Raw genomic sequence first — 23,554 nt, 5'->3', positions numbered from 1 at the left:
GGACAACAGCGATCGGAAGATCGATCTCTTGACCGTAGGTCTCTTTTTGAGAGCAGTTATATTCAAGACGTGGGAGCGTGTCAAGCAGTGGCCAATTGGATCGCGATGATTAAGAAGGGCAATACCTCCTCGGCTGTAGCAGCGCTGGGCAATACCGGACTTGCGGTAATCAAGGCGATCGCCGCCTCGGTCAGCGGCAGCGGCACGATGTTCGCCTCGGCGATGCATTCCGTCGCAGACGCGATCAATCAGGCGTTCGTATTTTTCGGCAGCGTGCTGGCGGAGCGTCCGCCGACTCGTCGATTCCCTACCGGCTTCGGCCGCGTGATCAATCTGTTCTGCATGGTCGCCGTCATCGTCGTCACCGTGATGGCGTACGAGACGATCCTCAAAGGGTACAAGCTGCTGCAGCATCCCGAGGAGGCCAGCAACTTCTGGCTGAACGTCATCGTCCTGCTGATCGCCGTCCTCATCGACGGCAGCATCCTCGTCAAAGCGATGAAGGAGATTGTAAAGGAGACGCGCAGCGGCGCCAAAGGGCTGGCTGTTATCCCTTCGGCCTTCCGCAATGCCGGTCGCGCCGCACCGCCGACGCGTCTCGTCTTCTATGAGGATATCGTGGCTACGCTCGGAGCTGCGTTTGCCTTGTTCGCCATTGTCGTCACGCAGTTTCTCGATTTCCCGATGCTCGACGGCATCGCGACGATTCTGATCGGCTGTCTGATGGTATTCGTCGCCTTCAAGGTCGGCTACGACAACATGGTCGGGCTGATCGGCGTCGCTGCGCCGAAGGATATCGAGGAGCGGGTCGCCGGCCTGATCATCAGCGATCCCGATGTCGCCGATGTGACGCGGCTGCGGATCGTCCAGGAGGGGCGCACCTACCACGTCGAGGCGTACATCGAGCTGCGCAAGGGCTTCACGCTGGCTGACGCCGGTCTGGTCAAGCAGCGCCTCCGTGAGCGGCTGCTCAGCGACCCCGATCTGTCGGATGTGACGCTCGGCTTGACCGAGGACGACGGCGTTCGTTCATGGGGCGCGGGCAGCGGCAATTGACGGGCATGCTATACTAAAAAGAAAAAAGGAGAGAAGTAGATGTCCCTGATTCAGAGCTTGCTTGATTTCAATCGCACCTTTGTTGAAGACAAACAGTATGAGGCGTACCTGAGCGACAAATTGCCCCAGAAAAAAATGGTGATCCTCACCTGCATGGATACACGTCTGTTCGAGCTGATGCCAAAGGCGCTCAACCTGCGCAACGGCGATGCCAAGATCATTAAAAATGCCGGCGCGATCCTGACCCAGCCGTTCGGCAGCGCCATGCGCTCCCTGCTCGTAGCGGTCTACGAGATGGGCGCGCAGGATATTCTGGTCATCGGCCATCATGGCTGCGGCATGACCAACCTCGATACGAAGGCGTTGATCGCCAAGTTCGCTGAACGGGGCATCCCCGAGCTCGCCGTGCAGACGCTGGAAAACTCTGGCATTCGCATGGACAAGTTCCTCCGCGGCTTCCGCAGTCCCGAAGAAGGCGTCATGCACAGCGCCAAGATGATCCGCAATCATCCGCTGATGCCCAAGGACGTCCGTGTCCACGGGCTCATCATCCATCCGGAGACAGGCAAGCTCGACGTCCTCGTCGAGGATTATCAAGTCGAAGAGGTTTAATACGTTATGGATCAGCCGGCTTCCTTGCCCGACCCGAGTCGGGTGCAGGGGCCGGCTGATTGCTTTATAATAAAACGATGAGCACTTATACCGATATACCTATGAAACTGGCGCCTGCGATGCATCACTCGATGAGGCAGCCGGCAGCGCCTGTACGGACGCGACCGCCGGTCCGGCGAGCTCCGGCAATGCCGCCGCGGCGCAAGAAAAGCCGATTCGGGCGATTTGTATTTTATGCGTTGGCGATCCTGCTCGTCTATCTCTACCTGGATGAGAGCCAGATGCTGGAGCGGAGCCTGCCGGAGGTCGTGCAGTTGGAGCCGCCCCCGCCAGTCACTGGATTGCATCCGCATGTCGAGCAGCAGAAGCGCGAGCTGATCGCCCGCACCGAGCGACTCGGCATCAAGATCCTGATCACCGACGGCCACCGCTCGGTAGAGGAGCAGGATGCGCTATATCGTCAAGGTCGATCCGAGGAAGGCCAGATCGTTACGCATGTGCGCGGTGGCGGATCTTTTCATAACTATGGATTGGCGATCGACTTCGCGCTGCGCACACCGGATGGACAGGTACTGTGGGATCTGGAGTACGACGGCAACGGCAATGGCGTCTCCGACTGGATGGAGGTCGTGGCGATCGCCAAGGAGTTGGGCTTTTCCTGGGGCGGCGACTGGGAGGGCTTCAAGGACTATCCCCATCTTCAGATGGACTTCGGCTACAGCATCGCCGAGCTGCAGCGCGGCAAACGTCCGCCGGATACGCCGCAATAACGCGACATAGAGGAGCGAACGGATGAGAGGTACAGGGCTAAGAGGGTGGAAGCTGGGTATCCTGATACTGCTCCTGGTCTTCGCGGCGGGCTGCGCCAAGGGGACAGGGCACATCGTCATACATAAAGACGGCAGTATTGACCTCCAGGCCGAGGCCGCGATCGGCGAACGAGTGCAGGCATTGCTCGGCGAGGGGACGCTGGAGCGGCTGCGGCAGACGCTGGAGGAGCGAGGCTTGACCCTGGAGCAGGGGACGGATGGGTCGTCGGCGACCTATCGCATCTCTCGTCACTTCGCCTCGATCGAGGCGCTGCGCGAGGATCTGAGCTGGCTCGATCCGGACCGCGACGCGATCCTGGACGTCGTGTCCAGGGACCGCTGGCTCTTCACAACCTATGAGATCAGTGGGCGGCTCGATCTGGAGCGGCAGATGTCGGATGCGGCGCTGCTGGCCGGCAGTCTCATCCCCGGGCCGATGGTGAAGCTGTTGCTCCGCCAGGTTGATCTGGACATCCGGGTGACCTTCCCGTACAAGCTATATGGCGACAACAACGCCGACCGCATCGACGGCAACACGCTCATCTGGGAGCTGCCGCTTAGCCGGCCGACGCCGATCGAGTTGGACGTGCATGTGCCGAATCTGCGCAATATCGTCATCGCCGCCGCCGGACTGATCGTCGTCGCTGTCATTGCCGTGCCATTGCTGCTGCGCAAGCGCAAGCGCCCTTCGGGTCGATTCTGACCGGACTTGTCATACTTTCTCTGAACCTCCCATATACTCTGGTAGATTGCAAGTTACTAGAGTTGATATGGGAGGTTGTTCGTGATGGGAGCTGTCGGGTGGGGAGCGCGTGATGTGTCGTCGGGACACAGTTGCAACGAGAGGAGGATAGCGTCGCTCTGTGAGTGTGGCGGGGCGACATTCTATGAATGCGCCGGGGCGACAATCTATGAATGCTTTGGGACGAGATTGTATGAATGCTCCGAGTCGACATTCATAAGCCGCGCCTTGACTTGGTTATGCAGAGTGGGAGCAACGACCTGTATCCTCCTGGGGCTGCTGGCGGCAGGTGTCCTGGGACAGGCTACGGCGGCCCAAACGGCCACAGGGTTGTCCGCTTCTTCCCCAATCGCGGCTGACGACGACTTCGCTGCCCTGCGGCGAGGCGAGCGCGTCGCCATACGGCCCGAGCCTGCCTATATTCGACCCTCTCAACCGACAGTGTACCTGTCCTTCGACGACGGCCCGAGCGAGTGGACGCCGCAGGTGCTCGATATCCTGCAGGAGGAGCAGGTATCGGCGACCTTCTTCGTCCTCGGCTCGCAGGCGGAGCGGCGAGGCGAGACGATCCGCCGCATCGTCCGCGAGGGACATGCCCTTGGCAATCATACCTATAATCATAAGTATGACGAGCTATACAGCAGCTTCGATGGATTGTGGCAGCAGGTGGAGCGGACGGGCCGCATTCTCGCCGAGCTGACCGGCAGCGAGCCTGCGCTGATGCGCGCACCGGGCGGCACGCATGGCCACTTCGACGCCTTCTATTATTACTATCTCGAGCGAGCGGGCTACACCGTGTACGACTGGAATGTCGACAGCGGCGACTCGCGGCGGCGCGGCGTCCCGGCGGCGGATATACTCGCCAATGTCAAGGCGGGCAAGCTGCAGCATGAGGTGCATGTGCTGATGCATGATAGCGCCGGTCACGGCGAGACGGTCAAAGCGCTGCCCGACATCATCGCCTATTACAAGGCCAAGGGCTATCGGTTCGCAGCCTACGACAGCACGGTCCGGCCGGTCCAGTACACGCTGGCGCCGTCCAAGCACCAACGAGTCTATACGGCTGCCGGGCATCGCGTAATGCTGGAGCAGCTGCGGGCGTATGAGGAGACGCGCCAAGTCGCGGCAGCGACAGAGTCGGGAGCAGTGGTGTCGGGCGAGAAGGCGGCGAACGAGGCGATGACCGAGCTATCGATCGAGCGGGCGTTCGCCGCTCGTCTGCAGGAGACCCGCAAGGAGACGGCGGCTGCTCTGGCGACAGTCAGGCCGCTGCTGCTGCATAGCGGCGAGGAGACGCTCCGTCTGGATGCAGGCGAATACGAGATGTTGGATGGGCGGTTAGCGGTCCCGCTGCGGTCGCTCACGGACTGGTTGGGAGATGCTGTCTGGTGGGACGACAAGCGGAGGCTCGCTTATGCCGAGCATGACGGACAGACACTGGTCTTCGATCCCGGGACGAGTCGCGTCGGCACCGAGGAGAGCGGTAGGGTGCAGCCGTTGGCAGGCATGCAGCTGCGGCAGGGCAGCCTCTATGTGCCGCTGCGCGAGGTCGCCGAGCTATTCGGATACGAGGTGACAGGCTACTCGCCGGGAACAGAACAGTTGGAAGTGAAACTGCGGCTGCTGGGCGGACCATCGGTTGCTGTCGCTGCGGCTTCTGTACGCTCGCCGGGCACGGCAGAGCTGCTGCCATCGCTCCTGCTTCGGTGGAGCCGTATCCCGGAGGAGCTCGCCCATTCGTCATGGCGCTCCTTCCTCGCCTTCGGCGGATCATGGTCGATCTGGTCGCAGCATGCGCGGCGAAGCGCGAACGAGCGCCTGCTCTGAGCAGCGCCGGCAGGTTGCGTCACGGGAGCGCGTTGGCGTATAGTGGAGTCACACATAGGAAAGCGAGGCTGCAAGCGATGAAGACCATGCGATCCATCGACCCGGCGCAACAGAGCGATCGGGACAACTATAAGCTGCTGATCGGCAGCATCATTCCGCGTCCGATCGCCCTGGTGACGACGCTGTCGCCTGCCGGAGTGCTCAATGCAGCGCCGTTCAGCTTTTTTTATATCGTCAATAGCCATCCGCCGATGGTGTCCGTCTCGGTCCAGCGCCGTCAAGGGCAGCCCAAGGACACGGCCAGTCATGCGATGGCTGCCGGCGAGTTCGTCGTCCACATCACCGACACCTCCTATCTGGAGCAGATGAATCTGACGGCGTCGCAGTTGCCGCCGGATGCGAGCGAGGTCGAGCTGGCCGGACTGACGGCAGTGCCGAGCGAGGCGATCGCGGTGCCAGGGCTGGCGGAGGCGCGTATCCGTATGGAATGCGTGCTAGAGCATGCACTGCCGCTCGGCGGGACGCCAGATTCGCCGACAAGCGACTTGCTCATCGGCCGGGTGGTACGGTTCCATATCGACGAAGCGCTGCTGCATGGAGGGCGCATCAACGCAGCGGCTCTCGATCCGGTCAGTCGACTAGCCGGGTCGGACTATGCCCGGATCGGCGAGGTGATCACGCTCGCGCGTCCCGAGTAAGGGCAGCGTCTGCTTATGTGTTCATGTGCTTGTGCGCTGCGGGATGCGATTGCTTGCTGCTGACGTGCGCGGGTATGAAAAGCTGGCGGACGTGGCATAATCAGGAGTGTCTAATGTAGGGGCTGCACATATGCGGCTCCGATCCTGAATATGCAGGAGGAATCCGATGATGCATCCTTTGTATACCGCCTCGGTGACTGTAGAGGGCGGCCGCGACGGCAAGCTGGCCTCCAGCGACGGCGTGCTGGAGCTGCCGCTGCGCATGCCCAAGGAGCTGGGCGGCCAGGGCGGCGCGGCGACCAATCCCGAGCAGCTGTTCGCAGCAGGCTACGCCGCCTGCTTCGAGAGCGCGCTGAATGTCGCCTGTCGCCAGCGCAAGGTGAAGTTCGAGAGCACCCGCGTCACGGGACATGTGACGCTTGGCAAGGACGAGGGCGACAACTATGTGCTCGCGGTCAAGCTGGAGATCGCCCTCGGCGGCGTCGAGGAGGGCACCGCTCGCGAGCTGATCGATGCGGCTCACGAGATCTGTCCCTACTCCCGGGCGACCCGGGGCAATATCGAGGTCGAGCTGGTCTATGTAGGCTGAGGAGGCGCTCTGCTGAGCCAGACGTCAAATCAACTGCGTGCGATACCAGAGCCATACCACACTTACACCAAGAACCTTCACCAACGTATCGCAGGGTGAAGGTTCTTGGCGTTGGGGAACAGATGAAGCCAGGGGGGAGAGGAAATTTAGTGGATAAGTACAAAAAGATTCATTGTGTTCTATTAGGTCTATATTCATTGTTATTATTAGTCGTTGGCGTACTCCGCGCGCCATTTTACGTTGTCTGGGGGCCCGAGGAAAATATAGCTACTCATACACATGCGTTCATTTGGAGCAGTGTGGTCCCGAATCGGGAAATAAACGGGTATGATTTGATTTACCAACTAGACTTCCATAGACTGCTTTTCGAAGTCGTCGTTGTTACGCTGATAGCAGCAGCCTTAATATTGCTTGTTGATCGTGTTTCAAAAGAGTGAATTTGTATCTTGCACTTGAACTCCGCTCTCTGTCGAGGGCGGAGTTTTTTATGTTGACCAAGCGGCAGATAAATAATGGTCAAATGCCTAGTCGATACCTCAGCCAGTTGTGTAATATCAATGTCATTTATATTGTTGAAGAACAATTAAAGAATAAAATGACTATGTTTTCACACCAAAGAAAAATTTATTTTTCCATACTATAATCAAGTTACGTTAAATAAACTGACACGAAAAACGATTGTGTAAAGGGGCGAACGAACAGTGGATAAACCGGCTTCTGTAGATAAACGATCAAGCAACATACTGCTGCAAGCCCGGGGACTGACGAAGCGATTCGGCTCGCTGCTCGCGAGCAACGGCATCAACCTGGAGGTAGCCAGCGGATCGATCCATGCGGTGCTCGGAGAGAACGGAGCGGGCAAGAGCACGCTGATGAAAATGCTGTATGGCGTTTACGTGCCTGATGACGGAGAGGTATGGATGGACGGGGAGCGGACGACGCTGCATCCGCCGATCAGAGCTCGCGCTAAGGGCATCGGCATGGTGTTCCAGGATTTCCGCCTGGTACCGGCGCTATCGGTGCTGGACAACATCGCGCTTGCGGTATCGACGGGCGGCTGGCGCATCCGGCGCAGAGAGCTGCGCGAGCAGATCCTCGCCGTGTCGGCCAAGTACGGACTCGCCGTCAACCCGGATGCCGAGGTATGGCAGCTCGATCTCGGACAGCGGCAGCGACTGGAGATCGTCAAGGTGCTGCTGGTGCCGGGGACCCGGGTCATCATTTTCGACGAGCCGACGAGCGTGCTCGTGCCGCAAGAGGTCGAGTCGTTCCTGCATATGCTCGATCTGCTGCGCAAGGACGGCTACGGCATACTGCTGATTACGCACAAGATCAACGAGGTGCTGGCTTGCGCCGACCAAGTGACGGTGCTGCGGAGCGGGCAGATCACCTACCAGGCCAGTCGCAGCGACGGGCTGGACGGGGACACGCTCATCCAGGCGATGATGGGGGTGCGCCCGTTGCAGACGGTGACGAAGCAAGGCTCTTCCGAAGCGGACGAAGCCCGGACGGTGATGGAGGTGCAAGCCGGTGTCGTCAAGGGCAACCACGGGGAGACCGTCATCGAGTCGCTGGCGCTAACCTTGCGGGCCGGTGAGATTACCGGCGTCGCCGGCATCTCGGGCAGCGGCCAGCGAGAGCTCGCCGAGGTGATGTTCGGGCTACGTCCGCTGGCCGCCGGGCGGCTGGAGATCAAAGGCAAGTCCGTCACTGGCGGCCCGCAAGCCTTCATGGCCGCTGGCGTCAGCTTCGTCTCGGAGGACCCGCTCAAGGAGTCGGTCATCCCTGGCTTTACGATCCTCGAGCATATGGTACTGGACGGCATCCCTGCGCGCCTGCGGGGCGCAGGTCTCGACTGGCGGCAGATCCGCAGCGAGTTGACGGCAAGCGAGGAGGCGCGCGCGCTGGCGCTCGCCGACCCGGACCGACGGGCGGATGAACTGTCTGGCGGCAATGTGCAGCGGATGGTGCTCGCCCGGGCGCTGATCCGCAGGCCCGATATCCTCGTCATCAGCTACCCAAGCCGGGGTCTGGATATCGGCACGACGCGTACGATCCAGCAGCAGTTGATCACACTCGCCGAGCAGGGTACGGCGATTCTGTTATTCTCCGAGGACTTGGATGAACTGTTCAAGCTGTCCGATCGTCTCGTCGTCCTGGCGGGCAAGCGTCTCGTCGAAGGCGGCAGGCCGGCAGATACGACGCCACCGGAGATTGGCCATCTGATGTTGAGAGGAGAATCGGCATGAAGCAGCAAGCGACAGCAGCACCACCCCTGGCAGCGAGGCTATGGAGCCGCGCGCGCTGGAAGCCGCTTGGCATCCAGATCGGTCTGACCATGGCGCCATTCCTGCTATTCGGTCTCTTCTTGATGCTCTACGATGTGAATCCGATCCGATTGTATGGCTCGATGGTCGCATCGACGTTCGGCGACCTGTACGGCTTCGGCGAGGTGCTGATCAAGGCGACACCGATCATCCTGACCGGACTCGCGGCGGCTCTTCCAGCCAGAGCCGGGATGATCAATGTCGGCGGCGAGGGGCAACTGGCGATCGGCGCGCTGTTTGCCACCTGGTTTGCCGTCTTCTACCTTTACAGTCTGCCGTTCTGGCTGGGCATCCCGTTGATGCTGCTGGCCGGCGCGCTCGGCGGGGCTTCGTGGGCGGGCATTACGGCGTTCCTGAAGGTCAAGGGAAACCTGAACGAGACGATCTCCAGCCTGCTGCTGAACTATGTAGCGGTGTTCACGGTCGGATTTTTCGTCCATGGGCTGCTGAAGGACCCCGAGTCGTTCAACTGGCCGTTCTCGCCGGAGATCGCCGCTACGCTGCGGCTGCCGATCGTCAATGGCACGCGGCTGCACGTCGGCATCGTCATCGCGCTGGCGCTAGTCGCGATCGTCTGGTATGTTCTCCGGCATACGCGGCTCGGCTTTCGCATCCGGGTGCTGGGCAGCAATCATCTGGCCGCCGAGCGCGCAGGCTTCAAGGTAAGCTGGATGCAGTTCGGCGTCCTGCTGGCGGCGGGAGCGCTCGCCGGAGTGGCCGGTATGATCGAGATCGCCGGCATTGAGGGGCGGTTGCGTCCATCGACGGGCGTCAATTACGGATATCTCGGCTTCCTCGCCGCCTGGATGGCCTGGAACAGTCCGATTCGGCTCGTCTTGACGGCCTTTATTCTGGGGATGATCACGGTCGCGGGCAACTCGCTGGAGATTTCCTCGGGGCTGCCTTCCTCATCGGTACACATTCTGATGGGCCTGGTGTTGTTCTTCTTGCTCGGTATCGGAAGGAGGTTCGGCAGATGATTACAGATATCCTGACAGGAGCGATCCGATCCGGCACCTCGGTCATGTACGCCAGCCAAGGCGAGCTGATCTCGGAGCGCGCTGGCGTCATCAACCTCGGCACGGAGGGCTCGATGCTGTGCGGCGCGCTGGGCGGCTTTGCGGTCACGGTTTGGACCGGCAATCCTTGGCTTGGTACGCTGGCGGGCGGACTATGCGGACTGCTCATCTCGCTCATCCACGCCTTTCTTGTGCTCACTTGCGGCGCCAATCAACTGGCGACGGGGCTGACGATCATGTTTTTCGGAATGGGGATTACATCCTTCTTTGGACGCGGGTTCGTCAGCGAGCAGATCGTCGGCTTCAACCCGGTGCCGATCCCGCTGCTCTCGGACATCCCCTTCCTGGGCAAGGTGCTGTTCAACCATGATCCGCTCACTTACCTGTCCTTCCTCCTGGTGCCGCTGCTCTGGTATGTGCTGTTCCGTACCCGTCTCGGCGTCATCCTGCGGGCGACCGGCGAGCGCGAGGACGTCCTGTTCGCCAGTGGCTTGAATCCTCAGTTGATCCGATATGCAGCCGTACTGGCCGGGGGTTTCCTTGCAGGCATTGGCGGAGTGCAGCTGTCGGTCGCCTTTACGCATAGCTGGGTCGAGAACATGGTGCAGGGACGCGGCGTAGTCGCGGTAGCGCTCGTCATCTTCGCCTCCTGGCTGCCGTTCCGGGCGATGCTGGGCGCGTATCTGTTCGGCGCGGCGCAGGCGTTGCAGCTTACGGTGCAGCAGACCGGCCTGGCGATCTCGCCATTCTTCCTCTTCATGGTGCCGTATCTCCTGACGCTGGCGGCGCTGTATGTCGTCGAGCGCAAGAAACGGAGTCAGACGCCTGAGGCGCTGAGCAAGGTATTCACCGGAACGTCCGCAGGCTGACCTGCGCAATGGCATCCCGCGATCGGCGGGGTAACGATCCGCAGCGCGGCTGCGGCAATGATGGCAGTCCGCATGCAAATTACGAATCTATCATACAAAGTGGAGGGTACTATCATGTCAATGCAACGATCCAGCAAGCTGTTCGGTCTCTTGATGGCCTTTGTCCTGCTCGTCACTGGCTGCAGTCAGCCCGGCACAACAAGCCCGGCCTCTGGCGCTTCTTCCGAATCTACGGAGACTGCGGCCGATCCGGGCACAGGCGGTACAGCGGTCGGCTTTATCTTCGTCGGCGCTCGCGACGACTTCGGCTACAACCAGGCCGCTTATCTCGGCAGCATGGCCGTAGAGAAGGCTTATCCCGACCTGAAGGTACTGCGTGCGGAGAATGTCCCGGAGACCGCAGAGGCGGAGCGCGTCATGGAGCAGATGATCAAGGACGGCGCCAAGATTATCTTCCCGACCTCTTACGGTCACCTCGATCCGGCGCTTAATGTTGCCAAGCGTCACCCTGACGTCGTCTTTTTCCATCAGGGAGGACTGAAGACAGCCGACAATCTAGGCACCTACTTTGGCACGATCTGGGAGCCTGTCTATCTGGCAGGCGTCGCCGCAGGCAAGATGTCCAAAACCGGCAAGCTCGGCTATATCGTCTCGGTGCCGATCCCGCAAGTGCTGCTGAACGTGAACGCGTTCCAACTCGGCGCGCAATCGGTCAACCCGGATGCGACAACCTCCGTCGTCTTCACCGGCAGCTGGTGCGATCCCGGCCAGCAGGCCAATGCCGCCAACTCGCTCATCGACGGCGGTGTCGATGTGCTGAGCCAACATCAGGACTGCACCAAGACGGTTATCGAAACCTCGGAGCGCCGAGGCGCGATGACGGTCGGCTATCATGCCAATGCCGCCACGCTGGCGCCAAAAGGCTGGATCACTGGCTCGGTATGGAACTGGCCGGATCTGTTCGTCGATATGGTAGACACGGCGATCAAGGGCGAATTCAAGGGCAGCTCGTACGACGGTAAGTTCCGTGGCCGCCTCAGCGACAATATCGTGCAACTGACGGAAATGGGCGCAGAGGTGCCGGAGGATGTGAAGCAACTTGTCGAGGAGAAAAAAGCCGAACTGATCGCAGGCACGCTAAAACCGTTCGCCGGGCCGGTGCTGGATCAGTCAGGGGAAGTTCGGATCGCTGAAGGCGCCGAGCCGACGCTAGACGAGCTGGAGGCGGCTGACTTCCTCGTGCAGGGGGTTATCGGCAATATCCCTAAGTAAGCGGCAAACTCACAACTATGAGGTGGAGGTGAATCCCCCATGAGCGGACTGGGTGGACTAAATAAATCGCCAGATGGCGTCGTCATCGGGCTGGCGCAGCTGGGGCTGCCGGTCGTGGAGACGCAGCAGCAACTGGCAGAGCAGACGGCGCGCATCGTAGCGATGACCGCCAAGGCAAGACGAGGGCTGGCGACGATGGATCTGATCGTATTCCCGGAGTATTCGCTGCACGGCTTGTCGATGAACATGGACCCGGCGCTGATGTGCCGTATCGACGGGCCGGAGGTGGCGGCCTTCCGCCAGGCCTGTATCAATAACCGGATATGGGGTTGCTTTTCGATCATGGAGGCCAACCCACACGGCAACCCTTACAACACGGGCCTCATCATCGACGACCAGGGAGAGATTCGGCTGAACTACCGCAAGCTCCATCCGTGGGTGCCCGTCGAGCCGTGGGAGCCTGGCAATCTCGGCATCCCGGTGTGCGACGGGCCGAACGGCAGCAAGCTGGCGCTCATCATCTGCCACGACGGCATGTTCCCTGAGATGGCGAGGGAGTGCGCGTATCTCGGCGCCGATATTATGATCCGGACGGCGGGTTACACCGCGCCGATCCGCCATTCATGGCAGATTACGAACCAGGCCAATGCCTTTTGCAATCTGATGTACACGGTCTCGGTCTGCATGAGCGGCAGCGACGGCACCTTCGACTCGATGGGAGAGGCGATGATCGTCGGCTTCGACGGCGTACCGCTCGTCGCCGGCGGCGGTCGTCCCGACGAGATCGTCAGCGGCGAGGTGCGGCCGGCACTGGCCCGCGAGGCCAGACGACTCTGGGGCGTGGAGAACAACATCTACCAGCTCGGTCATCGCGGCTATGTGGCGGTGGACGGCGGGGCGACAGATTGTCCCTATACGTATATGCACGATCTGGTGAAGGGTCGTTACCGGCTGCCGTGGGAGGATGCAGTGGAGGTCAAGGACGGCACGGGCGAAGGCTATGCCAAGCCGGAGCGCACATACAACGGCGACTGACAAAGCCGCGCGCTCCGCTCGGGACAGGCGAGCAGCGGCTGAGAGAGGAGGCGGATTACGTTGGCACAACGGGACGACGGCTACCGCCGCACGGCGGGCGCGGGGGCACGCGCCGAGGAGATGCTGCCGCAGCCATCTCGCCGTCCCGAATCGTCCGATACGGTCGGGACGAGGCGGCGGGCGCGCGCTGGCGGCGTGGTGATGGCGAGCCCGTATGCATGGCCGTATGACGGGCAGTTGACGCCGTCTCGAACGGCGCTGCTCGTGCTGGATATGCAGACGGACTTTTGCGGCAAGAGCGGGTATGTCGATCGAATGGGCTATGATGTCTTCTCTACCGCACGAGCCATCGAGCCGACGCGGCGACTGTTGGAGGTCGTACGCTCGATACCGGAATTAACCGTCATCTATACGCGCGAGGGACATCGCCCCGACCTGGCCGATCTTGCGCCTAACAAACGGTGGCGGAGCCGGCAGATCGGCGCGGAGATCGGCGCTCAGGGCCCGGCTGGCCGCATCCTCGTGCGGGGCGAGTCAGGATGGCAGATCGTGTCGCAGCTGACGCCGCTGCCGGGGGAGTTGATCGTAGACAAGCCGGGCAAGGGCAGCTTCTATGCGAGCGATCTCGATCTGATCCTGCGCTCGCGCGGGATTACGCATCTCATCCTGACCGGAATGACGACCGATGTCGGCGTCCAGTCGACGATGCGCGAGGCCAACGATCGCGGCTACGAGTGTCTGATCCTGGAGGACTGTACCGGCGCGACGGATATCGATAATCATATCGCGGCGCTCAGGATGGTGACGATGCAGGGCGGCGTGTTCGGGGCAGTCACCTCCTCCGACCAGCTCATCCGCGCACTGCTGCGTCTGTCGCTGGAGTCGGCGCGGCAGGCGGCGGGCGAGCCGCAGTTGAACGGCCCTGTATCCACAAGATATGAAAGGGGAGAATGGCGAATGCCGCGCAACATTCACATAGACGACGCCCGGCCGTATGCTTTTGCGTCTCGTCTGTCGCAGACGGCGCTCGTCGTCATCGATATGCAGAACGACTTTTGCAGTCCGGGCGGATTCGGCGAGCTGCTCGGCAACGATATCGCCCCGGCGCGAGCGATCATCCCGATCATCGGTGAGGCGCTGGCGGCGGCGCGCGCAGCCGGACTCATGGTGATCCACACTCGCGAAGGGCATCGACCGGATCTCTCGGACTGCCCGCCGTCCAAGCTGGCGCGCAGCCGCGCGCAAGGAGCCGGCATCGGCGATGTAGGACCGATGGGGCGTATCCTGGTGCGGGGCGAGCCTGGCCATGCGATCGTCCCGGAGCTGGCGCCGCTCCCCGGCGAGCCGGTAATCGACAAGCCCGGCAAGGGAGCCTTCTACGAGACGTCGCTGCAAGAGCTGCTGGAGGCTCGGGGCGTGACATCGTTGATCGTGTGCGGGGTGACGACGCATGTCTGCGTACATACGACGATCCGCGAAGCCAATGACCGGGGCTACGAGTGCCTGCTGCTGGAGGACGCATCGGCAGCGTTTGATCCTGCGGATCACGAGGCGGCGGTTCGGATGATCTGGCAGCAGGGCGGCATCTTCGGCTGGACAGCGCCAGCGGCGGCGTTCCGGTCGGCGCTGCAGGACCGGTGATACGAGCATTCTGTCAGACCCTGCACCCCGCAGGCGGTTCTTTCGGGACGCGCCAGCGGGGCTTTGGCGCGGCTTGGCGAGTCTGGTCGCGATCTGGTACAGTAGGCAGTAGAAGAGCGCGAAGCTGCAACTGACGATCATCGGGCTGACAGAGCAGCGGGAGGAGCTGGGAGGACGGGTATGGAAGAAGAACTCGGGTTAACGGTTCAGGAACTGTTCCGGATCGCCCATTTCAAGGAAGCGGAGCTGCTGGGCGGCGAGAGCGGGCTGGAGCAACGGATCAGCCGGATCAATGTGATGGAAGTACCGGATGTGATCGATTGGGTGCGCCCTGGCGAATTCCTGATCACGACGGGGTATCCGTTCCGCAACAATGCCGCCATACTTGCGCCCCTGATCGCTCAACTGGCAGAGCGCGGCGTCGTGGCGCTCGGCATCAAGACGGCGCGCTTTATCGGCGAGGTGCCGGCAGATGCCATCGAGGCGGCAGATCGTCATGGCCTGCCGCTCATCGAGCTTCCGCCAGACATGGCTTTTTCGGATGTCGTGCGCAGTGTCATGGAGCGCGTGCTGGTCGCCGAGTCTCGTCAGCTCTCGACGCTCCAGAGCCGCGTCCAGCGTCTGTCCCAGGTGCTGCTGCATGGGGGCGGACTTTCGGCCTTTCTGGAGCATCTGGAGCTGCTGGTGCGCAATCCGGTATGCTTGCTGGAGCCAGGAGGGCGCTGGATGGCTTCGCCGTTGGCGGAGGAGATGTGTCGGCAGACAGACCCGGAGGCGTGGGATAGGCTGAGGCGGGAGCGGACGCTGGAGACGGGGTTCGTGAAGCTCGCCGACCGTTCGGTGCGCGCATATGTAACCGAGATCGAGGACGGCAGACAGCAGCCGTTCCTGCTCATCCTGCTCGAGGCTCAGGTGGAATACGGAATCGTCGATACGCTGACGATGAACTGGGCGGGCGAGCTGGTCGGCTTCGAGATCAGCAATGCCCAGGCGCGGAGCCGGATCGAGGCCAAGTACGTCGATCAGTTCGTCCAGGACTGGCTGGCAGGGCGGATCATCTCGCCGGTCGATCTGCGCTTGCGGGCAGAGGCATGCGGCAGTCCGATCGTCGAGGGCGCCCGCTACGTTGCAGGCATCCTGAGATTCCGGGAGGAGCGTCCGAGCGTGAGCCAGCTCCAGGAGCTGGCGCGGCGGATGGCCTGGGATACGGCTGGAGAGTCTGGCGAGCCATTCGTCCGCTGGACGGTGTTGGAGGAGGAACTGACGATCCTGTTATCGTTGACCCCGGAGCCCCGAGCTGGCGATGGGGTAGCGCGCGGAGAGGCCGAGCGCCAAGCCGCATCGACGGCCGGCAGCTCCGACGAGGGGAGCTGGACCCGGCTGGCGACAGCGCAGCTCGCTCGCTTCCAGCAGCTCTTCCCGGATCTGGAGGTGCAGCTCTGTCTAGGTCGGTCATCGACGGGGCAGAGCGAGGTGCCGACGAGCTATCGGGAGGCGAAGCGGACGGCAGAGGTAGCCCTCGTCTGCAGCATGGCCCAGTCCATCGTGCGATATGACCAGCTTGGCGTCTACCTGCTGCTCTATCGACTGCGGGGGACGCCGGAGCTGGAGGAGTTCAAAGCGACCTATCTGGAGCCGCTGCTGCGCTACGATGCCAGGCATCAGGGCTCGCTGCTTCATACGCTTCGCATCTATTTTGCCTGCAATGGCAATGCTCGGGAGACGGCTAATCGGCTATTCATCCACTACAACACCGTTACGTACCGTCTGGAGCGTATCCGGACCGAGCTGGGGCTGCGGCTCGACGATCCGGAGGCGCGGCTGCAACTGCAGCTGGCGGTGAAGCTGTATGAGATCCAGGACTATGATTAGCACATCAGATTACCATAAATAGATATGCCTCTACCCTACACTGGTTCGCTCCCCCGGCCTACAATGATGGAGAGTGATTGCGTTAGGCTGCTCCATGGACGGAGGGGTCATTCCATAACGGCAAGGGAGAGAGATATGATGAATCAGGAACTGCGCGCCGATCTGGTCATCCTGGGTGGCGGTACGGGCGGTACGGCTGCGGCGCTGGCTGCGGCCCGGAGCGGCAAGAGCGTCATCATGACGGAGGAGACTACGTGGATCGGCGGCCAGTTGACCAGCCAGGCGGTGCCGCCCGACGAGCACCGCTGGATCGAGTCGTTCGGCTGCACGCGCACCTATCGCCAATTCCGCGAAGGCGTGCGCGAGTACTATCGCCGCCACTTCCCGCTGACGGCGGAGGCGATGGCCGAGCCGCACTTCAACCCCGGACGGGCGATCGTCAGCCGCGTCGCCCATGAGCCGCGCGCGGCTGTGGCGGTGCTCGGCGAGATGCTGGCCCCGTATGTGCATAGCGGACGCATCCGCATCCTCTATCGCCATGTGCTGGAGGGAGCCGAGACCGAGGGCGACCGGGTTGTCTCGGCGACGGTCCGCGACCTGGAGAGCGACACGCGCCGCACCCTGCTGGCGCCTTATTATATCGATGCGACGGAGTGCGGCGACCTGCTGCCGCTGGCCGGCATCGAGTACGTGACCGGAGCGGAGTCCGTCAGCGATACGGGCGAGCCCCATGCGCTGGAGGGCGCGGCCGATCCGATGGAGATGCAGGGCTTCACCCACTGCTTTGCGATGGACTATCTGGAGGGCGAGGATCATACGATCGCCCGTCCGCAGATGTACGACTTCTGGCGCGACTACAAGCCGGACTTCTGGCCAGATCGCCTGCTCAGCATGGCCGGCGTGCGGCCGATGACGCTGCAGCCGATCGAGTACGGATTGTTCCCGGATTCGGACAAGTTCTCGCTGTACCTCTATCGGCAGCTGATCGACCATCGTCAGTTCGCGCCTGGAACCTTCGACGGCTCGCTGACGCTCGTCAACTGGCCGCAAAACGATTACTGGCTCGGCTCGATCATCGATGTGAGCGAGGAGGAGCGACAGCGTCATCTGGAGGGTGCCCGGCAGCTCAGCCTCTCGTGGCTGTACTGGCTGCAGACTGAAGCGCCGCGTCCCGACGGCAAGCGCGGATATCCCGGTCTGCGGCTGCGCCCGGACGTCGTCGGCACGCATGACGGGCTGGCGATGTATCCGTATATCCGCGAGTCGCGGCGCATCGTCCCCGAGTTCCGCGTGCTGGAGCAGCATGTGGCGACGGACTGCCGTCCGAGCGGCATCGCCGAGCGCTTCGACGATACGGTCGGCATCGGCTGCTACCGGATCGACCTGCATCCGAGCACGGCTAACCGGACGTATATCGACATCTCGTCGCTGCCGTTCCAGATCCCGCTCGGCAGCCTCATCCCGAAGCGGGTGACCAATGTGCTGGCCGCCGCCAAAAATATCGGCGTCACCCACATCACCAACGGCTGCTACCGGCTCCATCCGGTCGAGTGGAATATCGGCGAAGCGGCAGGCTACTGCGTCAGCTATTGTCTGGATCGCGACCTGACGCCTTCGGCGGTGCGGAGCACGGAGTCCGAGCTGACAGCCTTCCAGCGCAACCTGACACAGGCGGGCATCGAGCTGGCCTGGCCGACGATTACCGGCGTGTAGAGGAGCGCTCTAGCCCGCTCCTGACGTCAATATGCATAAGCCAAGACGCTTTCAATCCCCGAATCTATCGTGGGTTGGAAGCGTCTTTGCGCATGCAGTACCGCTGGATCGCTAATTTTACGGATAATCACAGGATGAGCGATTGCCCTACAATAGTGACGATTTTCTTTGTCGCCAGAGAAGGTATGCTTAGGGCTGTGAATATCGATCCAGCGAGGAGGATATCTGTGTTACCGACTATACCGCAGACCAAGCAGACCCGGTATCTGGAGACAGCGGGCGCAAGAGTGGAGCAGCTGCTCTTGATTCATATGACGATGGAGGCAGCGGACGAGCGGCTGCCGCTGGCGGCGAGCAGACAGTTCCCGGCCATGGCGCTCGAAGCTGAGGAGACGCGTAGCGTGCAGGGCTTCCGCATGCGCATGGCGCGGCATAGAGAGCAAGCGTCGACCCCGGAGGCTCCGCTCATCGCGGATACGCCGCCGGAAGGCTACCGGCTGCGAATCGCCGAGGGGGCGATCGATGTCGTCTCGTCGGATGCCGCAGGGTTATTCTACGGCATGCAGACAGTGACGCAGCTCCTGCGCTCGGGCCCGGAGCTGCCCGCGCTTGAGATGACCGATTGGCCCGATATCCCGTTGCGCTGCATGAACCTGGATTTTCGTCAGACGTTCTCGACCTTTGAGCATATTCTACAGGCGATCCGAGGGTTTGCCGCCTACAAGACGAACGCAGTTCTGATCGAATACGAGGACAAGCTGCCGTTTGATCGCCACCGGCAGCTTCGACATCCGAGGTATGCGTTCACCGAGCAGGAGCTGGAGCAGCTTCGCAGGACGGCATGGGAGCATTACCTCGAGATCATCCCGCTGCAGCAGTCGTTTGGCCATCTGGAGTATGTGCTGCAGCACGAGGAATATAGCGCGCTCCGGGAGACGCCCGCATCGATCGGCGAGCTATGCCCCTCCAAGCCGGCCTCCTACGAGCTCTCCACGGGGTTGATCGCCGAGATGATCGCCCAGCATCCCGACTCGCGCTATCTGCATCTGGGCTGCGACGAGGTGTACAGCCTGAGTGAATGCGAGGCTTGTCAGCAGGCATTCGCCGGCTCGCGTACAGCGGCATTTATCGCCTATGTGAATCGGCTGATCGACTATACGGTCGCGCAAGGGAAACGTCCGATCATCTGGCACGACATGATCGAGCAGTGCTCGGACGAAGAGCTGAGCCGCCTGGATCGTCGCGCCGTGGTGATGATCTGGATGTATTACGGGAGGAATATCGAATCGAAGGCAAGCGCCCTGACGGAGCGACTGCGCAGGCTGGGCATCGAGGTGATGGGGGCCTCTGCGGTGCGCTGCTTCGACCGGCTCGACGACCAGAACTATCCGGTCATCGAGAGCCGGATCGGCAATGTGACCCAGTGGGCGAACGCCGCGCACAAGTTGAATTTAAGCGGTCTGGTCGGCACCAATTGGACAGCCGTATTCAGCCTGGGCGTACCGTACGGCATTTTCGAGACGACCTGGTACCCGATGGCGTGGTTCGCGGAGACCTGCTGGCACGCATCGTCGGACACCACGCGATTGATCGATCGCTTCCTGTTCCACTTCCACGGCGTCGCGCCCGAGACGGCGGCCCGTCTCGCAGGCAACTATACCAATGAAGATTATTACCAGCTCCTCCCGCGCATCCTCGAGGAGGTCCGCGACCATCGGGAGGTCGCCGAGCTGATCGCAGTGATGCTCGCCTATGAGATGGCGCTCGACCGCTCGCGCACGATTCATAAGTACATCTATCGTCTGGAGCGGTTCCCCGGTCACGCGTCGGAGCGGCAGTCGGTGCTGAACAACTACCGCATCACCGTCGACGCCCTGCGACGCATCAAGCCGGATATGACCAGACTGCTCCGGCAGTTCCAGCCGGAGGAGATGGCCGACCATTACCTTCAGTCCCGGTTCTACATCCATGAATACCTCGATGAGCATCTGTACCGGCCTGCGCTAGGGCAGCATAAGATGCCCCGGAGCGAGTGTGCAGACACGCCCTAGGAGAGGGCTCCGAATTGCTTTCGGAACTCGCCGGGGGTTAGCCCGTTCAGCTTTTTGAAGTTGCGGATGAACGTATTGGAATTATAGAAGCCGACGATTTTGCCGATTTCCTGAACGGTGAGATCCTTGTGCTCGAGCAGCAGCGTTTTGGCCTTGCCGAGCCGGACGCCGTTCACGTATTCGCTGAAGTTCATATGATTCTTCTCCTTGAAGTAGGAGGACAAGTAGTTGCTCGTAATGTTCAGCTTGCTGGCCAGGAGCTCCAGCGAGATATCCTCCTCCGGGTGCTCCTCGACATAGCGCATGACGAAGCGCGAAATGGGGTCGAGCTGTTCGTTCTTCGCTTTCAGCAGGCGAACCGCCACGCCCAAGTACCGATCGAAGAAATCGATGTATTGCTCCAAGGTGCTGTATTCAGCGACAGTCTCGTAGGGGAGCATGGCGTCCAGCGAGTGCAGCTGCTCGGGATTGCGGGCAGCGACAGCCTGATTCACTTTATTGACGATCAGCAAGGAGAAGCGTTGGAACTCGTCGAGCGTGCCCCCTGCGCGCTGCAGCGGGGACAGGTAGTCCAGCACCTTGTCGACAGCCTCCATGCTGCCGGAGAGCAACAGGTTGGCGAATTCCTCCTCTGCGAATACCGGCAGTCGCGTCGGACCATCCGAAGCGGTCTCGCCCAGCAGAGCGGTAGTCGAGGTCAACGGCCGCTGCCGGATTCTTTTTTGCAGTCGTTCATATTGCTCGGGCAGCTCCTCTGCGCTCTCGAATACCGGACTGACGGCGATGGTCGCGATGTAGTGATCGCGGTCGACCGTCAACACCTGCACGATGCTCTCCAGCACCTCGGGCAATGCATGTTGTCCCTCCGGAAGCCTGACCAGCGCTAGCACTTGCCTGGGCTCGAGCTGGAACAGCAGCGATTCGGGCAATGCTCCCGACAGGGAGACCTGGATGTAATCGCGGATTCGGACGATGACATCGTCCTGCGGCTGTCTGGCTTCGGCATGCGCTAGCGTTCGGAAGAAGGTAATGTCGAACAGGATGAATACATGCGGGCCGCCCTTGAACACCTCGTCATTGATCTCATGCAGACGATTGCGGATCCGCTTGAGGATATTGAAGTAAGCATATTTTCGGATCACGTTGTTTTTCCTGGACAGCTCCTGATCCTGCTGCATGACCGATTGCATCTTGCGGTGGATGACGTTGAATTCGTGAATCCGCGTGTCGACCGGAGCGATCTCCGCAGCATCCTCGATCCCGGCGATCATCTGTCGGATCGGGTTGTTGATGCGGCGGACGAACCATAAGGAGAAGAGAATGCCGAACCCTATCGATAGACCGATCAACGCCGTCGATATCGCCGACAGTCTATGAATCTGCGAGGTGATCGATTGGACCGGGACGAGATTGACATAGGAAAAGCCAGTGGACTCGCCTCGTTGCTGGAAGTAGAAATAATCGCCGTCTCGCACGCCATCTCCGCCCTTTTGTGAAAGCGCTTCAAAGTCAGGAAGGTCGCTTGCATGCGCGGACGGATACAGGATGCTGTTGTTCGAGTCCAGGATATAGAACCTGTCGTCGGTTGACGACTGATGGAACTGCTCGACCAGCCGGTTGGCTCGACTGAAGGAGAGGATCGTAATATTGCTCTGGAAATGGTTGTTGGTCATCAACGTAAAAAAGGTCCCGGAGGAAGATGTATGCTTCATATTCACTTGTTTGAAGGGGGAAGCTGGCATAACCGCAAACAAGTCGGTTTCCTTCATGCGCCGAAGCCAGGTCTCGGGCGGGGCATCGTCGAGCAGATACTCCTTGGTGAACATTTCCTCGGGCGTCCACACGCCATTTTTGTCAATGACCCGATCGAGGTTCTGGATATAGACGGCCAGATTATCGAGATAGAGATTGTTATTGGCTTGCACGGACTGGAGGTACAAGCGCAGCTTGTCCGCCGTAATATAGTTCAACTCGTTGGCATTTTCCAGCAGATTGACGTATTCATTGAAATAGACGCTGTTCATCATGTTGCGCACGAGTACAAAATAACGCTCATAGTTGTCTACGGTATGCGACATATTTTGCCGGCTCAGCTTGCGGATCTCCTGCTGCATGCTGTTTTTCAGCAAAAGAAAAGCCAGGCTCTGGAAGGCGAAGAAAAGAAAAATGATCAACAGAAAACCGCTCAACAGTCTCACGAACAACGTATTCTTTTTAGTGAGCAGCATCGGCATTCCCCCGGTTTATCCTCGTGTAGTATGGTATCGTTTCGGCCTGTTTTTAGCGTAGAGTGGCCGCTATCGTTTGTCAACCAACGGGGGCGGGCGCGCGACCGTCAATTTTCAGGATCGATCTACAAAGCTACCGATTTCTTGCGCAGCTGCGATATAGCGGTTGATTTGACGATTGAAGAATAGCCCGTCGGCAAGTACGCTGAGAGCAGTCCAAGCGACGCACCGGTGAATTTCGCGAAAGGAAACAGACGCTGCTCTATCGATGACATGACCTAAAGGGGAACGTACCATGACTGCAAGATTGTTTAAGAGTCGCCATTTGCTCCTGCTGGTTTTGCCCTGCCTGCTGTTCTACATCATCTTCAAGTATTTGCCGATGTTCGGCATCGCCATCTCGTTTATGGATTACAATCTGTTCAAGGGCATCTCCGGCAGCTCGTGGGTCGGATTCAAGTATTACGAGATGTTCGTACAGAGTCCCGATTTTTTCGTGCTTCTAAAAAACACCTTTTTGCTTGGCGTGTGGAAGCTCGTGTTCGGATTTCCGGCGCCGATCATTTTGGCGCTCCTGCTCAATGAGCTCGGAAACGCCGTTTTCAAACGCTTTGTACAAACTGTCAGCTATTTGCCCCACTTTATTTCAAATGTCGTGACAGCGGGCATGGTCACCTTGTTCCTGTCGCCCTCAACTGGCATCGTCAACAAGCTGATCGAGGCGCTTGGCATGGAGAAGATCAATTTTCTCGTGCTGCCCGAGATGTTCCGCCCCGTCTATGTCACCTCGGAGATCTGGCAGCATGTCGGGTGGGAGGCGATCATCTATCTGGCGGCGCTGTCGGCCATTAATCCGATGCTGTACGAGGCCGCCGAGATCGACGGCGCGAGCCGGTGGAGGAAGCTGTACCATGTCACGCTGCCGGGCATCTCGCCCGTCATTGTCATTCTGTTGATCATCAATATCGGTCAAGTGATGGAGATCGGCTTCGAAAAGGTGTTTTTGCTCTATACGCCCACGACCTATGTGACGGCGGACATTATAAGCACCTATGTCTATCGTACGGGCTTGAATCATGGCAATTACAGCTACGCAACAGCGATTGATGTGTTCACAGGCATCATCAGCTTCATCTTTATCTATACGGCCAACCGGGTCAGCAGAAGGGTAAGCGAGACGAGCTTATGGTAGCT

At 60.5% G+C, this 23,554-nt stretch carries 18 protein-coding genes; 17 read left to right on the top strand and 1 reads right to left on the bottom strand.

Annotated elements, in window-relative coordinates:
• Window positions 1–105 precede the first annotated feature (105 nt).
• The 16 genes from PA598K_RS25050 to PA598K_RS24970 all read left to right on the top strand — a co-directional run bounded on the left by PA598K_RS25050 (window position 106) and on the right by PA598K_RS24970 (window position 20,132).
• Complete coding sequence (locus PA598K_RS25050) at window positions 106–1,056, top strand: cation diffusion facilitator family transporter (protein ID WP_128659596.1); 951 nt, start codon at window positions 106–108, stop codon at window positions 1,054–1,056.
• Window positions 1,057–1,095: 39 nt separating this feature from the next.
• Window positions 1,096–1,668: a beta-class carbonic anhydrase gene (locus PA598K_RS25045; protein ID WP_128659579.1), complete on the top strand. Its 573-nt coding sequence runs from the start codon at window positions 1,096–1,098 to the stop codon at window positions 1,666–1,668.
• 59 nt (window positions 1,669–1,727) lie between these two features.
• A complete protein-coding gene (locus tag PA598K_RS25040; protein ID WP_307719896.1) occupies window positions 1,728–2,438 on the top strand; it encodes a M15 family metallopeptidase in 711 nt (236 codons plus the stop codon).
• Between the two features lie 22 nt (window positions 2,439–2,460).
• Window positions 2,461–3,180: a hypothetical protein gene (locus PA598K_RS25035; RefSeq protein WP_128659578.1), complete on the top strand. Its 720-nt coding sequence runs from the start codon at window positions 2,461–2,463 to the stop codon at window positions 3,178–3,180.
• Window positions 3,181–3,465: 285 nt separating this feature from the next.
• Window positions 3,466–5,046 (top strand): polysaccharide deacetylase, encoded by a 1,581-nt coding sequence (locus PA598K_RS25030; RefSeq protein ID WP_260405599.1) that lies wholly within the window; start codon window positions 3,466–3,468, stop codon window positions 5,044–5,046.
• Between the two features lie 86 nt (window positions 5,047–5,132).
• The gene (locus PA598K_RS25025) at window positions 5,133–5,744 is read left to right on the top strand and encodes a flavin reductase family protein (protein WP_128659594.1); all 612 of its coding nucleotides are present in this window, start codon (window positions 5,133–5,135) and stop codon (window positions 5,742–5,744) included.
• A gap of 169 nt (window positions 5,745–5,913) precedes the next feature.
• The gene (locus PA598K_RS25020) at window positions 5,914–6,333 is read left to right on the top strand and encodes an organic hydroperoxide resistance protein (RefSeq protein ID WP_128659593.1); all 420 of its coding nucleotides are present in this window, start codon (window positions 5,914–5,916) and stop codon (window positions 6,331–6,333) included.
• A 701-nt stretch (window positions 6,334–7,034) separates the two neighbouring features.
• Complete coding sequence (locus PA598K_RS25015; RefSeq protein ID WP_128659576.1) at window positions 7,035–8,582, top strand: ABC transporter ATP-binding protein; 1,548 nt, start codon at window positions 7,035–7,037, stop codon at window positions 8,580–8,582.
• Entirely contained in the window at window positions 8,579–9,640 is a 1,062-nt protein-coding gene (locus tag PA598K_RS25010; RefSeq protein WP_128659575.1) for an ABC transporter permease, read from the top strand. The genes PA598K_RS25015 and PA598K_RS25010 overlap by 4 nt, the downstream gene beginning before the upstream one ends.
• Window positions 9,637–10,548, top strand: coding sequence for an ABC transporter permease (locus PA598K_RS25005; RefSeq protein ID WP_128659574.1), 912 nt, complete (start codon window positions 9,637–9,639; stop codon window positions 10,546–10,548). Before PA598K_RS25010 ends, PA598K_RS25005 begins: the two co-directional genes overlap by 4 nt.
• Before the next feature lie 114 nt (window positions 10,549–10,662).
• Window positions 10,663–11,820 (top strand): BMP family ABC transporter substrate-binding protein, encoded by a 1,158-nt coding sequence (locus PA598K_RS25000; RefSeq protein ID WP_128659573.1) that lies wholly within the window; start codon window positions 10,663–10,665, stop codon window positions 11,818–11,820.
• Window positions 11,821–11,859: 39 nt separating this feature from the next.
• Entirely contained in the window at window positions 11,860–12,855 is a 996-nt protein-coding gene (locus PA598K_RS24995) for a formamidase (protein ID WP_128659572.1), read from the top strand.
• 60 nt (window positions 12,856–12,915) lie between these two features.
• Complete coding sequence (locus PA598K_RS38215; protein WP_260405598.1) at window positions 12,916–14,496, top strand: cysteine hydrolase family protein; 1,581 nt, start codon at window positions 12,916–12,918, stop codon at window positions 14,494–14,496.
• A gap of 180 nt (window positions 14,497–14,676) precedes the next feature.
• Window positions 14,677–16,368 carry a PucR family transcriptional regulator gene (locus PA598K_RS24980; RefSeq protein WP_128659571.1) on the top strand — a complete coding sequence of 564 codons (1,692 nt, stop codon included), beginning with the start codon at window positions 14,677–14,679 and terminating at the stop codon, window positions 16,366–16,368.
• A 138-nt stretch (window positions 16,369–16,506) separates the two neighbouring features.
• On the top strand, window positions 16,507–18,081 hold the full coding sequence (locus PA598K_RS24975; protein ID WP_128659591.1) for an FAD-dependent oxidoreductase: 1,575 nt from the start codon (window positions 16,507–16,509) through the stop codon (window positions 18,079–18,081).
• 227 nt (window positions 18,082–18,308) lie between these two features.
• The gene (locus PA598K_RS24970) at window positions 18,309–20,132 is read left to right on the top strand and encodes a family 20 glycosylhydrolase (RefSeq protein WP_185602211.1); all 1,824 of its coding nucleotides are present in this window, start codon (window positions 18,309–18,311) and stop codon (window positions 20,130–20,132) included.
• Here PA598K_RS24970 and PA598K_RS24965 read toward each other — a convergent pair.
• Window positions 20,129–22,360, bottom strand: a complete 2,232-nt coding sequence (locus tag PA598K_RS24965) for a helix-turn-helix domain-containing protein (RefSeq protein ID WP_185602210.1) — start codon at window positions 22,358–22,360, stop codon at window positions 20,129–20,131. The two genes, PA598K_RS24970 and PA598K_RS24965, sit on opposite strands and share 4 nt — an antisense overlap.
• A 295-nt stretch (window positions 22,361–22,655) precedes the next feature.
• Between PA598K_RS24965 and PA598K_RS24960 the strand changes: the two genes are divergently transcribed.
• A complete protein-coding gene (locus PA598K_RS24960) occupies window positions 22,656–23,552 on the top strand; it encodes an ABC transporter permease (RefSeq protein WP_128659568.1) in 897 nt (298 codons plus the stop codon).
• The last annotated feature ends 2 nt before the right edge of the window (window positions 23,553–23,554 follow it).

The organism is Paenibacillus sp. 598K (assembly GCF_003851045.1).
Taxonomy (GTDB): Bacteria; Bacillota; Bacilli; order Paenibacillales; family Paenibacillaceae; genus Paenibacillus_D.
Note: the sequence above shows the minus strand (reverse complement) of the source record. Positions and strands in the feature narration are given on the sequence as shown.

What these genes read in the sequence shown, in the direction of transcription:
- PA598K_RS25000 (WP_128659573.1), top strand. Translation starts at nt 10,663, where the DNA reads ATGTCAATGCAACGATCCAGCAAGCTGTTCGGTCTCTTGATGGCCTTT.
- PA598K_RS25035 (WP_128659578.1), top strand. Translation starts at nt 2,461, where the DNA reads ATGAGAGGTACAGGGCTAAGAGGGTGGAAGCTGGGTATCCTGATACTG.
- PA598K_RS24995 (WP_128659572.1), top strand. Translation starts at nt 11,860, where the DNA reads ATGAGCGGACTGGGTGGACTAAATAAATCGCCAGATGGCGTCGTCATC.
- PA598K_RS25045 (WP_128659579.1), top strand. Translation starts at nt 1,096, where the DNA reads ATGTCCCTGATTCAGAGCTTGCTTGATTTCAATCGCACCTTTGTTGAA.
- PA598K_RS25025 (WP_128659594.1), top strand. Translation starts at nt 5,133, where the DNA reads ATGCGATCCATCGACCCGGCGCAACAGAGCGATCGGGACAACTATAAG.
- PA598K_RS24960 (WP_128659568.1), top strand. Translation starts at nt 22,656, where the DNA reads ATGACTGCAAGATTGTTTAAGAGTCGCCATTTGCTCCTGCTGGTTTTG.
- PA598K_RS25050 (WP_128659596.1), top strand. Translation starts at nt 106, where the DNA reads ATGATTAAGAAGGGCAATACCTCCTCGGCTGTAGCAGCGCTGGGCAAT.
- PA598K_RS25020 (WP_128659593.1), top strand. Translation starts at nt 5,914, where the DNA reads ATGCATCCTTTGTATACCGCCTCGGTGACTGTAGAGGGCGGCCGCGAC.
- PA598K_RS24980 (WP_128659571.1), top strand. Translation starts at nt 14,677, where the DNA reads ATGGAAGAAGAACTCGGGTTAACGGTTCAGGAACTGTTCCGGATCGCC.
- PA598K_RS25005 (WP_128659574.1), top strand. Translation starts at nt 9,637, where the DNA reads ATGATTACAGATATCCTGACAGGAGCGATCCGATCCGGCACCTCGGTC.
- PA598K_RS24975 (WP_128659591.1), top strand. Translation starts at nt 16,507, where the DNA reads ATGAATCAGGAACTGCGCGCCGATCTGGTCATCCTGGGTGGCGGTACG.
- PA598K_RS25010 (WP_128659575.1), top strand. Translation starts at nt 8,579, where the DNA reads ATGAAGCAGCAAGCGACAGCAGCACCACCCCTGGCAGCGAGGCTATGG.
- PA598K_RS24965 (WP_185602210.1), bottom strand. Translation starts at nt 22,360, where the DNA reads ATGCTGCTCACTAAAAAGAATACGTTGTTCGTGAGACTGTTGAGCGGT.